Consider the following 13,491-nt stretch of genomic DNA (forward strand, 5'->3'; position numbering starts at 1 on the left):
GATCTCCTTAGTCTGATGGGAACAGGTAGGCCTGACGCCAAGGTTCGGGAACGTGATGTCGAGTGCATGGTCGCTGATCGGTGCCGCCTTCGCGTGAGGGCCGGTCGGGCCCGACCGGGTCAGGATGTCGCCGAGCGGAAACGGAATCATGCGAATACCCCTGACCTGTCAGCCCGCGAGTGGATGGAATTTCATGGCGACGCCGTTCATGCAATACCGATGGCCGGTAGGCTTTGGACCATCATCGAAGACATGTCCGAGATGGCCGCCGCAACGACTGCAATGGACTTCCGTACGCACCATTCCAAGTGTCGCATCCGTGGAGGTCCCAACCGCGTCCTTGAGCGGCGCCCAGAAGCTCGGCCATCCTGTCCCACTGTCAAATTTCGTGGTGGACGAAAAGGCATTCTGGTCGCAACCCGCGCAAGCGAAATTGCCTTTTCTATGCTCCTTCAACAATGCACTCGAGAAAGGACGCTCCGTGCCTTCCCTCCTGAGGACGGTGTACTGATCCGGGGTGAGTAGCTTCCTCCACTCGGCATCACTATGCGATATGGCGAAGGTCTCGCGGGCGACCGCAGACTGCCTTCCGAAGCAAAGCCCAAACGCGCCCAGTGCAGCGCCGATCAGAACTTGACGCCTGCCCACCATCTTGTTCTCCTCCTCGGTTCCCTGACCCGCGTCCGACGTGTTCGGGCTGCGGTATCGGAAGATCTGCCTTTTGTTGCACACATGGAAGTGGCAACACTGAAAAGTGAAACCGCCTTTTTCCCGATCTGTTCAGGACGAGCAACACCGGCATCCACGACAACAGGCCTATCTTCGCAGATTCCAAAGTTTCAAAAGCTCGAGCGGTCCCGAAATACCAGCTTCGATGACGAACGGGTCCGATTTCAGAGGGCTTTTGACCGGTAGCCCGTGTCCGAAGCCTCTGAGCGAATAGAACGACACCTGCCCCTTGTGGAACCCATCCCATCGCACCACGTGCCCCCAGGGCTTGTGCAATTGCTTTGCCGTTGCCACTTCGATGCCAACGATATCCAGCCACTGTGAGGCGGCTGCGACAGCGTTGTCCGGATGGACCGTACGATCGCCGCTCCCCTGCCAGATCGATATGGGCGGCCACGTCTTCCGCTCCGGGGAGATCGTGCGTGCCAGATCGCCCCATTCGCGAGGCGAGCGCGAATGACCGGATTTCATCGTTCGAAGCGCCGAAATTGCATCGCGTGCCGCCCCATAGGGCATGCCGGCAAAGATCGCCCCGCCAGCGAACAGATCAGGGTAGGTGACAAGGAGAGCCGATGTCATCGCACCACCGGCCGAAAGTCCCGCCACATAAACGCGGGCGCGATCGACTTGGTATTGCCTGACAGCATGATTGATCATTTGCCTGATCGACATCAGTTCGCCCCGGTCACGGGCGATGGCGCTCGGCCGAAACCAGTTGAAGCAACGCTGCGGGTTGTTCGCTTCTCTCTGCTCGGGATAGAGAAGGATAAAACCGCGCTGGGCTGCAAGCTTTGAAAAGCCGCTCGCAAGGTCGAGGCTCTCCGGTGTCTGTCGGCAGCCGTGAAGGAACAAGACGAGCGCCGGCTTTGGGGGATGCCTTCTGGGCACGAACAGCTTCATTTTCAGGCGGCCGGGGTTTGAGCCGAAATCCGTTACTTCAGTGAGCACGGGCTTTGGACTTGCCGGTCGGCGCCGACGTGTGGTCGGCTGTTTGGGTATGCGAAAGAACGACGTCTCGAAGAGGCGCCGGACCTTCTTGCGATTTTTCAGGAGTCGTGAGAGTGACCTGGAGAGTTTCAACGTCATTGGCGGGCCCCGTTTTGACGTCCTCGACGCTTCTCCCGCGGCACGCCGCCATCGATAGACAATGCGCCAGTTTAACTAGGCGACGATGACCGCTATCCAAGCGGCAGGAGAAAAAACCTCGCAGGCTGCCGATACCTGCTCAACACTGAGGCAGGGGGAATGGGGAGGGGACCAGGCGCACGGTTGATGGCTTCTCCCGGGAGACAAAGATGAAAAAAACGCCCGTCACGATGTGACGAGCGCTTTCAAATTCCAAGTCTGGATGGCGCCGATTAACGGCCCGAGGCTGCCTTGGCAACGCTACGAATTTCGGCGCGATCGATACCGAGATCGTGCAGTTCGCGATTGCTCATGCGGCCGAGCTCTGAGACCGTCTGCTGGTACTTGCGCCAATTGTTGAAAGAGCGTGCTACGTTCATAATGACTCCCCTTTCCTGGGCTTTCAAAGCTCAGCTGCCAGTCCGTGGCGCTTCGTTCGCTTTGTTGAAGTTTATGTAGTGATCTTGGATCTGAATGTGCAGCGCTAAGGGGTGATCCCAGCCCTGCCTTAGGTGCATAGCGCCTGGCTACTCGTTCGGCACGCGCCTCCCTTTCCGCACATGACGTTGTGTCCACCTTTGGGCCAAACGTGGTCAATGCCCTGTCATCAGAAGGGCTACCGGCTCGCTTTCAAGCAATTCCCTGAGGTAGAGGCATTCTCGAGAAAAATCTCGTCCAGTCAGGAGCTCGGTCAGTTTGCCGTTGATCGATGACAGCTCGAGAACCGTATCGTCCCAGAAGTCGGGACCAGCGCTGAAGGCCCTCGTCGTGACATGCCCCAGCATCAGACGGGGTGCGACGACGATGAGCGTAAGATTTCCAAGAGACCGGGCATAGGTGACAATATTCCTGGCACGACAACCTTTTGCGCTGATTGGCAGGTAGTTGCCTCGTTCGAAAAGGCGCGGATGAGCTCGTCGCAACTGCAGGACCGTTCTGATCATGTGCTGCTTTCGACGTTGAAATTCGTTGCCGCAATCTTTGCGACCGTCCTGGTAGACCGCCCCGGCCAGCCGTTTAAAGTCGGCCGGGCGCCTGTTATCAGGATCGACAAGGCTGAAGTCGGACGCCTCGCTTCCCTGGTAGATGTCGGGAATACCCGGCGCGGTAAGCTTTATAAGGGTCTGGGACAAGGAATTCACGGCGCCTGCCGCGACGAACGGACCGATCGTCGCCACAAGATCCTGCCGGAAAGCCGAATTTTCGGCCGATGTCAGGGCCTCGGCGTAAGTCTTGACGGCATCTTCGTAGGCTTCGTCCACATCGGTCCAACTTGTGGTGAGCTTTGCCTCCCGGACGGCCTTCTCGGCGTACGCGGTGAATCGCCGCGTGATGTCGTCAGCACGGTCAGAGTCTGGCCAGATTCCGGCCAGAGCCTGATAGAGCATCCATTCGACATCAGGCTCTGGCACGGTCTTGCCGGAAAGATCGGTCAGATACCTGGCGTTCAAGCTGCGCCAGCGCGCGAAGGCGATTGTCCAGTCAACGGGCGCTTCGCTCAGCGTATACAACAGAGCGCGTGCATCCTCGCCTCTTTTGGTGTCGTGGGTGGAGGTCGCCGACAATCCTTTTGGTTGCCTCTTTTGCCTCTCCATCATCAGGTCGTGGAACGCCTCGATCCCCCCTGGAACGGAACTCGGATCACCCCCGACCTCGTTGGCCGCGAGAAGCAGGGTGAACCTGTAGAAGAGGGTGTCTTCGACAGCCTTGGCCATGATCGGGCCGCTTAACTGCTGCAAACGGGCACGGAACTCCGGTTGGCTTCCGTCGCGGAGCACGGATCCGACCCAATCCAGGGCATCTCTTTGTTCTTGATGTGGCGCTGCTTCGACAAGGACTTTTCGGAGGACGATCGCATCCTCTTCATCGAGAGCGCCCTCTTGCCCGTATGTGCGATAGACCCGAAATGCCACCAGGATTTCCTTGATGGCCTCCCCAATCGCCGCTTCCGACAGGTCGGTGCGCGCGCCGCTTGCGAGCCCTATCAATCTCTGCATTTCGCCTTTGAAATTGTGCTCGACCATCAGGCGTTTGGCCTCGCGCAGATCCTGCTGGTAGTTCGAAGGCGCGGAGGCAATGGTGGCGTAGGTCTCACCAACCGAACGCACCCCCTCCGGATCGATGAAGAGGTTTGAAAGAGCCGCGATGAATTCGTAGCCAGTCGTTCCCTGGACTGGCCAGTTCCGGGGCAGGCTCTCCCCCTTTTCGAGGATTTTTTCCACCACGACGAAGACATCGGCCCCTATCTTCTTTCGAAGCCGGTGAAGGTATGAGGTCGGATCGGTCAGTCCGTCGATATGATCAAGCCGCAGACCCTGAACCTTACCAGAACGGACGAGGTCGAGGATAAGGGCGTGGCTGGCGTCGAACACATGGTCGGCCTCCACGCGCAGCCCGACGAGACCTGTCACCTCGAAGAACCGGCGGTAGCTGAGGTGCGAGGCTGCCTCCTTCCAATGGATCAACCGCCAGGCCTGGGCGTTGTGAACGGCTGCGATCTCGGCAGGGTCAGCAGGGTTGGGAACGGAGACGACGCTTGCCGGATTGAGCGGCAGGCGAGTATCAAAATAGGCGAGGTTCCAGTCGCCGGTCGATTGATCCCGCTGCAGCTCAAGCTCTCCGTCAGCGAGTGTGTCGTCGAACGTTTTGCCGAGAATTGGAAGGGTGAGCGGCTCGCTCCAGTCGATATCGAAATAATCGCTAAAACGGCTACTCTCTCCGAATTTGAGGACATGCGCCCACCATGGGTTTTCCACCGACGCGGCCATATGGTTGGGAACGATATCAAGGATGAGACCAATACCATGGTGTTTCAGGGCCTCCGATAGCCGTTCGAAGCCCTGCCTCCCGCCAAGATCGGGATCGAGCTCGTTGCAGTTCGTCACGTCGTAGCCGTGGGACGATCCTTTCGTCGCGGTGAAGATCGGCGATGCGTAGAGATGGCTTACGCCAAGATCGCGTAGATAAGGCAACGCCTCGACCACCCGGTCAAACGTCATCCCGTTGCGAAACTGTATGCGGTAGGTCGACGTCGGAACAATCATTGACTGATGCTCCAGAGTACGGACCAGGGCGCGAGTGCGCCGCGTGTCATCGATCCGGTTGAAAAGAAGGGTGGGTCCCGTCCGACATCGCCCAGCGACACCCTTTCATCGGTCAGATTGCAGAGGAGCTTTAATATTTCCCCGTCCGACACGCGCCATTCGACGCACAGTGCATCGCCAGGCAATCTCAGGAAGGTCCCGTTTTTCGAAATCATCGTCAGACGCGGGATGACATGCTCGCGCCTTGCCTTGAGTGCTCCCTTGTAGAACTCAAGCCACCCGATGGATGCCGGCATGCAAGCCGTCAACCAATCGAGCTTTGCTGACCTGAAGGAGGCTTCCGCTGTCGGATCCGGAAGGTCGTCGACATCAAATCCGGGAAGCCTGGAAAGCTCGTGTCTGCGCCCAACCCTGACTTTCTCATTCAAGTCGTCATTGAAGTCGCAAAAGTAGGGGAATGGCTCCACCGCGCGCCATTCCTCGCCCATGAAAAGCATCGGTATTTGCGGAGCAACGAGATAGATTGCGGCGATGGCCTTGAGCGCATCGGCAGGAAGCGAGGCGATCCGTCTGTCACCCAAGGCCCGGTTGCCAATCTGATCGTGATTTTGAATGAACGAGACGAAGGCGGTGGGGGGTAACCCCAACGCGGATTTGCCTCTCGCTGCCCTGTGATAGGACATGTACTCGCCCTGATAGACAAAGCCTTCTGCGATCGCCCTGCCGAGCTTTTCCAGATCGTCGGCGAAATCCGCATAATAGCCGGACACTTCACCGGTCGCTGCAGAATGCAGAACGTGATGAATGTCGTCGTTCCATTGCGCGGTGAAGATTAACGCCCGCCCGTCAGTATCGCGTGTCAGAAGATCGCTGTCATTGCTCTCGTTCTCCCCAATCAGGTGGATATGTCGCTCGCCGGCGGCCAATCGGACCCGCCGCGCCAACTCCGCAAGAATGTGTTCTTCGGAATGGTCCTTAATCGCATGGACGGCGTCTAGGCGAAGACCATCGAGCTTGAAGCAGGTGATCCAGTAGATTGCATTCTGAATTACGAACTCCCTGATCAGCCGCGATTGTTCTCCATCATAATTGATGCCATTGCCCCAAGGGGTTTGGTGATGGTCCGTGAACAGTGGCGCATAGGCACCCTGGTAGTTCCCGTCGGGGCCAAAATGGTTGTAGACGACATCAAGAAAGACTGCGAGCCCGCGTCGATGTGCTTCATCGACGAGCTTCTGGAGTTCCTCGGGCCGACCATAGTTGCTGTCAGGAGCGTAGGGCAGCACCCCATCGTAGCCCCATCCCCATCGGCCGGGGAAGTCACCAACCGGCATGATCTGGATCGCGGTGACGCCGAGCTCTCTCAGATGGTCGAGCCGATCGATCGCGGCAAGGAAAGTTCCTTCTTCGGTGAACGTTCCCACGTGAAGCTCATAAAGTACGATTTCTTCCCAAGGTCGGCCGTGCCAGCCCTTCGTGATCCACTCGTAGGATGCGAGGTCGACCACCTCACTGGCCTCATGAACGTCTTCTGGCTGAAACCGGGATGCCGGATCGGGGACGGCAAGTCCGTCCGACAGGATGAACGAGTAGAGCGATCCGGGCGTAACATTGGCAACCTCGCATTCGTGCCAACCATCCGCCCTTCGCGCCATCTCGAAGCGATCCATTCCTTTCACATTCAACCGGACAACGTCCTGCAGTGGCGCCCACAGCCGAAAGGCAACCAAACCGACGCCCCGGACGGACGGACCAAAATCGAAATCCCTCAATCCCGCCTCCTGGAGACCCCGCGACGCTCCATCATTCACGCAATTGACAACATGTCCCTTCAGCTCATCGCAGGCAGAGCCAACCTAATGTCCTTGCCGCGGATTGGTTCCGAGCGCCGGCCATTTCTGCGGGATGGCACGCACAAAATATTTGCCTCGGCCAGGAACTGTGACGCCGATTTGTCGTTTCGAAGCGCGGTCAAACAGCTGCGTTGATCAGCCCCGGCTTTAGATCGGGATCCGCGGTAAAGATTGGAGGCGCGCTCATGAACGATAACAGGGAAGAGTGGATCGCGGCGCGGGCTTACGCGTTGTGGGAGCAGGCAGAAAAACCCTTGTGGCAAGATCAGGCTCACTGGCAGCAGGCGGTTCTTGAGCGCGATCTCCTGGAGCAGACGCGCGCGTCAGCCGATGGACAGGAGGTGATGAGCCGTGTTCGGTCAGCTCGTTCGCGAGGCACGGACGCTTCGAGCATTCTTGTGGTCGAGGACGAGCATTTTCTTCGCTTCGAGACTGTGGATGTTCTCGAGCAGGCCGGATACCGGGTCCTGGAGGCCGCCAACGCCGACGAGGCCCTGGTTCTTCTCAAGACAAACTGCGTCAACACGCTCTTCACCGATATCGACATGCCTGGCACGATGGATGGGCTCGGCCTTGTCAAGACCGTCCGGTCGAAATGGCCGTCCACGAAATTGATCGTCACGTCAGGCCTCATAAAACTCTCACATCGGGACCTGGAGAGCGGCGTTCACTTTATCGCCAAACCTGCACCGAGCCGGGAGTTGCTGAAGCTGATCGTATGAGCGCAGAAAGGCGAACCCAAAGAGGTTGGCGACTGTCTGCTTGGTCACAGCGTTATCGATAGCACAGAGGATGCCGTGACCGGCGACACGCAGTGACTGCATTGAACTCCGCCTTGCGTGTGATCCTGCGTCCCACAAAGCGAGGGGCAGCGGAGGCTTGCAAACTTAATGCCAGCGCCTCACCACGGGTGGTGGATCGTCGTGGGCGGCTGACCCTGGAAAAGGCTTAACACCCGTCTACCAACCCGTTTTCTGGACCAGGCTCCAGCGGCGGCACTGAAAGGCGTGGACCTCACGGGTCCCTTTTTCTTGGACTTGAACAGACGGTGACTTTCCGGATCGCGGGCGTTTCCCGATACCCCGACGAACCAAGCCGTGGTGGGGGTTGAAAAAGCCGAGGCCGCGGCATGTGCAGCGGCCTGGCTGTAAACAGAGTTGCAAAGGCCCCGACTGGGGCATGTCGGGTCCGGTGCGGCCCTGCTCGCAGAGGATTTCAGGACGCACCACAGCATAACCGTTTGCGGCGGAAACGTTATCCAGTCGTTTGGATGAGTGGCTTATCACTTAGATTGGGCGGGGAGAAAGTGCGGGTCCGCAAGGGGTGTTAGAGCGGACCCTTAGCACTGTTGACAGAAGAGGCCAGTTCTGGGCCGAGCTCATATAAGCACAACCAGCCAATGCGTGCACTTACCTCAATAGACGTATAACCGCCTACTGGCAGCTGATTAAAATGACAGGCTCCGGCCTGACGCGCTCGTCGTGCCAATTGAGATCGAACCAGGATGCGTGTTTGTCTGTAAGCTGACAGGCAAGGGCCCGGTCTTCACAGGTGACCGGACCCTCCCGCACCGCCTCATCACGTCAGAGCACGGCGGGAGCGGAATAGTGCGTGAGTCGCAGTCGGTCAAGCTGGTACGGCGAGAAGTCGTTGCCCTCTCCCTCCCAGGCAAGGTCGAGGTGAAAGTGAAGTATGAGCGGGGCCGGCCCGTGCCAGTTCAAAGCCACACGGCCCTTTTTGTCGGCCCGAGCCTGGCCAACAAAGGTCGAGGGGTTATGGTCGACAGAGACGGATGCGAGCACGTTCGCCCGTTTCAAAAAGCCTTGGCAATAAATCTCAACGTGCACGACACCCAAAGGGCGCAATCCTTGATAATTATCCTGCCGTGTTGGTATCATCGACTTGCAATGCCGACTTGCGCGAAGGTTGAGTCTTTAGCCGGGCATTGCCGGCCAGATGAATTCGATAAATCCAGGCCCAAGCACGTCACAACGGACGTGATTTCATAGCGTTCAAGCAAGTGTCTGGAACAAAACCGATCGAGAACTCGTTGCCGTGATCTCGATCAAACGGGGTTTCTCGATGTTCAAGGCGATTAAACTTGCGCCGGTGCTCGGCGTTACTTGCGGGCTTTATGTATCATCGCTGCTACCGGCGCAGGCTCTTAGCGTCATTGCTCCAGCAACGCAGGTCAAATCCGATGACCAAGACACTTTGTCGGCTTTTGCCTCCAGCGGTCAGAGAGAACCTCGCGACAGCTTTCTGCTTTCAAGCAAGGAAATCGCCCACGTCAGGTGGTGCGCCAGACGTTATCCGTCCTACCATGCAACCGATAACACCTACGAAATGCCCGAGGGGGCCAGAGCCGAATGTCGCTCTCCGTATTGACGGCTTAAACCATCCATGCCGTTGACCGAATTGCTGATCGCGTGGTCGGCACCCGGCAGATTATGCCCTCCCCTCCCCGCCTTTTTTCTACGCCTCGGTTGCGGCGGCGTTCGAGAACAGTCCGAGTGCGGCGATGATTGCGGGCAGGACAAATGCGGCTGCTGGTGCAACAACGAAAGCAAGTGCGCCAAGTCCACAGCCGGCTGCAAACGCAATCACTGCGACAACCATGCGCTTGATTCGAGCGGACGCTGCCGCGCTCTGCTCGCCTTTCTCTCCTGCCATGATATCGGCCAGATCGAGCATGATCTGCGTCGTCGTTCCAGTCATGAGCGTCGAAGGCGGTGCCTTGGGAAGATGAACTCTGTGGACAGCGTTCTGGATTGCCATTGCGGCAACAAGCGTCATGCCAACCCCGAGCATCACATCACTCTCGGCTACTGCGAAAGGACCATGCCAAAGTGCGTAAGCAGCAACCGCCGACAGCAAGAGCAACTTTATGAACAGAAGCGGTCTGAGCACCGGCAAATTCCGACGTTCGAGGCAAAGGCCTGCCCAGCGCGTCAAGAATACCACGACACAAAAGACCGGCAATGCCAGCAGCTTTGGAAGTGCACCAGCCGTGCCGAGGGCAAGGGTCGCGCCAAAGGTTACGAAGTTGCCGGTAACATGTGCGGTGAACAGGCCCGAAAGCGCGAGAAAGCCGAGTGTGTCGACATAACCGCCATTGAAACTCAGGAGCAGCGGAAGAGCCGGGAACTTCATCTGTCTATCCAATCCGTTTAAGTCTGTTCGGGAGACTGGTCTGCCAACGCGTCGTCGGCAGATCAGGGAGCCTTGGTCAGGCCTTTACGAAGGCAAGAAGGTCGGCGTTCAGCACATCGGCGTTGACAGTCAGCATGCCGTGAGAAAGGCCAGGATAGGTCTTGAGCGTGGCATTTTTCAAAAGCTTCGCGGCTTTCAAAGCGGAGTCTGCAATCGGAACGATCTGATCGTCCTCGCCATGCAGGACAAGGGTTGGGACCGAAATTGCCGTGAGGTCAGCGGTCTGGTCGGTTTCCGAGAAGGCCTTGATCCCGTCATAGTGCGCCTTGGCGCCACCCATCATTCCCTGACGCCACCAGTTCTGGATGATGCCTTCCTGCACCTTGGCACCGTCGCGATTGAAACCATAAAACGGTCCGGCCGGTACATCACGGAAGAACTGGGCGCGGTTTGAGGCAAGAGCGGCACGGAAGCCGTCGAAGACCTCGATCGGCAATCCCTCCGGATTGGCTTCAGTCTTCAGCATCAACGGCGGTACCGCCGAAACCAGGACCGCCTTGGCAACGCGGCCAGCGGGTTCTCCGTATTTGGCCACGTAGCGAGCGACCTCGCCGCCGCCTGTCGAATGACCGATGTGAACGACATTTTTAAGATCGAGCGCTTCAACAACTGCGAATGCGTCCGAGGCGTAATGATCCATGTCATGGCCATCGGCGACCTGGCCAGACCGGCCGTGACCGCGACGGTCGTGAGCGATGACACGGTAGCCATTTGACAGGAAGAACAACATCTGCGCGTCCCAGTCGTCTGATGACAACGGCCAGCCGTGATGGAACATGATCGGCTGCGCATCCTTTGCGCCCCAGTCCCTGTAGAAAATCTCGGTGCCGTCTTTCGTGGTGATAAAGCCCATTGTCTTGTTTCCTTCGTTTAAAGTGGAATTCGGTGAAGTAGAGGTTGAAATCTGGAGGGGCTGGAAATGGTCGGTCCCCCGTTGCGAGAGGGCCGGTATCGAAATTGCTGCGGTCGCTTCTCCTTCTCCTACTATGCTTTCCCGAGCGGCATGACAGGCGGCTCTCGTCGTTTTGGTGGAGGAAGAATGGCCGGAAAAGGTTGATCATACAATTGCAAGAATAATTCATATTTCATTGCCATTTTTGCAATAAGCCCGGTCCCTGCCGCGTGAGGTTCCGAATGTGCAACAGCAAGGCGGCAAGGCGCCCGGCCGGCGCCGTGTCCCGAACAAAGACCGCAAGCAGCCCTTTATCCGCGTATCGCCTCGAGCTAGACAGCCCAGCAAGAGCAGCCGAGGGCGCCAAAGAAACCCTTCAGATCAGCTATCGGAAGTTTTGCGGTCCATGCGCCGGCATGGTCATGGCCATGGACGCCGCAATTGCTGGCGCAGCCACAGGAAGCAATTGTAGTCTCTCTGAGTGATTTCCTCCCTGCACCATCTGGCTCTCCCCAGGCCGCGTAGCCTCCGAACCCGCGAACGGGCAACAAATCAGGCATGGCTGGCGGGATCTCGTCAAGGAAGTCATTCGACGCCCGACGCAGCGTTCGCAAGGGATGCGGGCGCGACGGGGCACACGAGAACTCGACCATTCGCGCCTGACATTTGCCGGTCCTGGCAAGTTTATAACTGGTAATCCTCTTCGGGTCGCGCCAGCTTGCGAGCGTGATGCAGGAGCGCGTCCCCTGGCCGATGAACTTGGCCTCCTGCTGTCGCGGCGCATCGAAACCGATAAGCATCTTTTCAACGAAGGCATGTCCCCGGAGTCGACACACAGTCATCGTTGACGGCACGGATCCGACATCTTTTTGAAATTCTCCATGCTCCGCCATAAACAGGTAGCGATCATGCCGTACGGCTGAAAGCCTTTGGCACCTATGCTTCCGCTTGGCCAGGTTGATGGCGGGATTTGGCTGCTGCGAGGGTAATAGACTGTACCAAAGGACAGACATCGCTACGCCGAATGGTGGCCTTGCCTTCCTGTCGGGCTTTGGCTCAGTCTCGGAGTCAGGACCACGGGGGTGGCTGATGAATCACGCAGCAAGGCGCGCAGGGCAGATCGATAGGGAGATTGGCGAACGCCTCAGGTTCCTAAGGGAAATGAAGGCACTCAGCCAGACAGAGCTTGGCTCCGCAGTAGGCGTCACTTTCCAGCAAATACAGAAGTATGAACGCGGCATAAGCAGGTTGTCGGTTTCGGCCCTGATCATCATCTGCAGGACACTGGACATCCATCCGCTCGAATTCGTCGGCGGTTATTTCGATGGCGTTGACGGTCTCGCCACGATGGATCTGCTCATGAGGCGCTTGAAGGATGCCGAGGATAGGCTGGGGCAGATCAAGTCGATCGTCACCTGAGCCACACAAACCACCAGATACAAGCCTGCCCGTCGAACAGCGCGTCGGTGCCGTCGAGGTTCGTCGCATGCCCTGGAATGGTATCACGAAAAAGCTTTGGGACCTTCGACCGGAGGCTCTTGAGTTCAGTCTCCTTGACAAACGATGCTGCGTCCAGCGGACGGAACCATTCAAGCTTTCGCTGGCCGCGCTCTGGAAAGAGTGACCTGGTCTGCCGCACATCCACAAGGTGGACGCCGACCGTCGCGCGTACTTCACTCCCGCGGCAAGGGTTTTCAGGTATGTGAATTTGCCGAAGACTCGCTTTCGCGCCCTCCCTTGACGCCCGCTTCTTCCCAACCCTCCTGTTCGGCCACCTTGTGCGATTTCAGGCCCGGGATGAGCCATCCCTTGGGAATGTCCATCTCCCAGTCTCTCGTGTGGTGATTAAAAGGATTCTCCATTGGCCCCTTGCTGCAGATGGCCCCCAAAACCAGCGAGCCTTGTCAATATATTGCGTTCATGAGAACGAAGTGGAGCGGGAACGGACGAGAGCAAGCGTTTGGCTTTTCTGTTTCTCGTTCGCTTTGAACCGCGCAGAGATCCTGTCCCGAAGTGCGGCAAGGTCGTAAGGCTTTGGCAGGTAGACAACGCTTTCACCGAATTCTGAAATGTCCACATCGCGTCCGGAGGTTATCCAGACCGGAAGGGACGGTCGGGTGACGGTCAGCATCCGGGCAAGGTCCAGACCGCTTAACCCACCGGGCATGTCAACATCAGTGACCACAGCCTCGATGCATCCGTTCGTTCCCAGGGCTGCAACCGCTTCGAGCACATTACGGCATTCGATGACGACATGGCCGTCATCGGCCAGTTCGTCGGCGAGTGCGAAGCGGATCAAGGGTTCGTCTTCCACAATCAGGATTCTTGCCATTCTCGGTGTCTCCATTGTCAGACGATGGCTAAACGCAAGGTGGATCAAATTGGTACACGTAGCCCCATCAGTATTTTGATTCATGCTTAACAAAAAACGAATGACGGAGTGAGCAATCGGCATGTCTTTGGCTTTCCGCTTCTTGCGATCAGTTTAATTGTGAACAATGGCATGGAAAATTTGCAATGGGTGTCCGACCGGCGGAATCCCCACGACCGTCGCCGGAAGACAAGGACGACACCGCAGCCGCCCGACGCTCTTGCATGTAGGACAAGACAGTGACCTCCGACCAGAAGCCAGGCA

Annotated in this window: 11 protein-coding genes and 1 pseudogene; 3 read left to right on the forward strand and 9 right to left on the reverse strand. The window is 57.7% G+C overall.

Features of this window, described 5'->3' with window-relative positions; translation table 11 throughout:
- Positions 1 to 168: 168 nt before the first annotated feature.
- From msrB to treZ, 5 genes are all read right to left on the reverse strand, one after another.
- On the reverse strand, positions 169 to 651 hold the full coding sequence (gene msrB, locus FHT97_RS19660) for a peptide-methionine (R)-S-oxide reductase MsrB (protein WP_183756083.1): 483 nt from the start codon (positions 649 to 651) through the stop codon (positions 169 to 171).
- A 165-nt stretch (positions 652 to 816) separates the two neighbouring features.
- Positions 817 to 1,815 carry a PHB depolymerase family esterase gene (locus FHT97_RS19665; protein WP_183863974.1) on the reverse strand — a complete coding sequence of 333 codons (999 nt, stop codon included), beginning with the start codon at positions 1,813 to 1,815 and terminating at the stop codon, positions 817 to 819.
- A 272-nt stretch (positions 1,816 to 2,087) separates the two neighbouring features.
- Positions 2,088 to 2,234 carry a DUF1127 domain-containing protein gene (locus FHT97_RS19670; protein ID WP_183756085.1) on the reverse strand — a complete coding sequence of 49 codons (147 nt, stop codon included), beginning with the start codon at positions 2,232 to 2,234 and terminating at the stop codon, positions 2,088 to 2,090.
- A gap of 213 nt (positions 2,235 to 2,447) precedes the next feature.
- Complete coding sequence (gene treY, locus FHT97_RS19675; protein ID WP_183863975.1) at positions 2,448 to 4,898, reverse strand: malto-oligosyltrehalose synthase; 2,451 nt, start codon at positions 4,896 to 4,898, stop codon at positions 2,448 to 2,450.
- Positions 4,895 to 6,670: a malto-oligosyltrehalose trehalohydrolase gene (treZ, locus tag FHT97_RS19680; protein WP_183863976.1), complete on the reverse strand. Its 1,776-nt coding sequence runs from the start codon at positions 6,668 to 6,670 to the stop codon at positions 4,895 to 4,897. The genes treY and treZ overlap by 4 nt, the downstream gene beginning before the upstream one ends.
- Before the next feature lie 266 nt (positions 6,671 to 6,936).
- Here treZ and FHT97_RS19685 point away from each other — a divergent pair, with 266 nt between their 5' ends.
- Together FHT97_RS19685 and FHT97_RS19690 are read left to right on the forward strand one after the other, a co-directional pair.
- On the forward strand, positions 6,937 to 7,473 hold the full coding sequence (locus FHT97_RS19685; RefSeq protein ID WP_183863977.1) for a response regulator: 537 nt from the start codon (positions 6,937 to 6,939) through the stop codon (positions 7,471 to 7,473).
- 1,360 nt (positions 7,474 to 8,833) lie between these two features.
- On the forward strand, positions 8,834 to 9,139 hold the full coding sequence (locus tag FHT97_RS19690) for a BA14K family protein (RefSeq protein WP_183863978.1): 306 nt from the start codon (positions 8,834 to 8,836) through the stop codon (positions 9,137 to 9,139).
- Between the two features lie 87 nt (positions 9,140 to 9,226).
- On the opposite strand, the gene FHT97_RS19695 is transcribed toward FHT97_RS19690, so the two are convergent.
- From FHT97_RS19695 to FHT97_RS19705, 3 genes and pseudogenes are all read right to left on the reverse strand, one after another.
- On the reverse strand, positions 9,227 to 9,904 hold the full coding sequence (locus FHT97_RS19695) for a YoaK family protein (RefSeq protein ID WP_183756090.1): 678 nt from the start codon (positions 9,902 to 9,904) through the stop codon (positions 9,227 to 9,229).
- 76 nt (positions 9,905 to 9,980) lie between these two features.
- The gene (locus tag FHT97_RS19700; RefSeq protein WP_183863979.1) at positions 9,981 to 10,817 is read right to left on the reverse strand and encodes an alpha/beta hydrolase; all 837 of its coding nucleotides are present in this window, start codon (positions 10,815 to 10,817) and stop codon (positions 9,981 to 9,983) included.
- A 371-nt stretch (positions 10,818 to 11,188) separates the two neighbouring features.
- A pseudogene (locus tag FHT97_RS19705) lies at positions 11,189 to 11,449 on the reverse strand (amidohydrolase); the annotation flags it as partial.
- A 496-nt stretch (positions 11,450 to 11,945) separates the two neighbouring features.
- Between FHT97_RS19705 and FHT97_RS19710 the strand changes: the two are divergent.
- Positions 11,946 to 12,275: a helix-turn-helix transcriptional regulator gene (locus tag FHT97_RS19710; protein WP_183756092.1), complete on the forward strand. Its 330-nt coding sequence runs from the start codon at positions 11,946 to 11,948 to the stop codon at positions 12,273 to 12,275.
- Between the two features lie 499 nt (positions 12,276 to 12,774).
- Here FHT97_RS19710 and FHT97_RS19715 read toward each other — a convergent pair whose 3' ends face one another.
- Complete coding sequence (locus FHT97_RS19715; RefSeq protein WP_183756093.1) at positions 12,775 to 13,188, reverse strand: response regulator; 414 nt, start codon at positions 13,186 to 13,188, stop codon at positions 12,775 to 12,777.
- Positions 13,189 to 13,491 lie beyond the last annotated feature (303 nt).

The sequence above is a fragment of the Rhizobium sp. BK399 genome, from assembly GCF_014194695.1.
Lineage (GTDB): Bacteria > Pseudomonadota > Alphaproteobacteria > Rhizobiales > Rhizobiaceae > Rhizobium.

Coding starts and splice junctions, on each gene's coding strand:
- msrB (WP_183756083.1), bottom strand. CDS start 651: ATGGTGGGCAGGCGTCAAGTTCTGATCGGCGCTGCACTGGGCGCGTTT.
- FHT97_RS19665 (WP_183863974.1), bottom strand. CDS start 1,815: ATGACGTTGAAACTCTCCAGGTCACTCTCACGACTCCTGAAAAATCGC.
- FHT97_RS19670 (WP_183756085.1), bottom strand. CDS start 2,234: ATGAACGTAGCACGCTCTTTCAACAATTGGCGCAAGTACCAGCAGACG.
- treY (WP_183863975.1), bottom strand. CDS start 4,898: ATGATTGTTCCGACGTCGACCTACCGCATACAGTTTCGCAACGGGATG.
- FHT97_RS19685 (WP_183863977.1), top strand. CDS start 6,937: ATGAACGATAACAGGGAAGAGTGGATCGCGGCGCGGGCTTACGCGTTG.
- FHT97_RS19690 (WP_183863978.1), top strand. CDS start 8,834: ATGTTCAAGGCGATTAAACTTGCGCCGGTGCTCGGCGTTACTTGCGGG.
- FHT97_RS19695 (WP_183756090.1), bottom strand. CDS start 9,904: ATGAAGTTCCCGGCTCTTCCGCTGCTCCTGAGTTTCAATGGCGGTTAT.
- FHT97_RS19700 (WP_183863979.1), bottom strand. CDS start 10,817: ATGGGCTTTATCACCACGAAAGACGGCACCGAGATTTTCTACAGGGAC.
- FHT97_RS19710 (WP_183756092.1), top strand. CDS start 11,946: ATGAATCACGCAGCAAGGCGCGCAGGGCAGATCGATAGGGAGATTGGC.
- FHT97_RS19715 (WP_183756093.1), bottom strand. CDS start 13,188: ATGGCAAGAATCCTGATTGTGGAAGACGAACCCTTGATCCGCTTCGCA.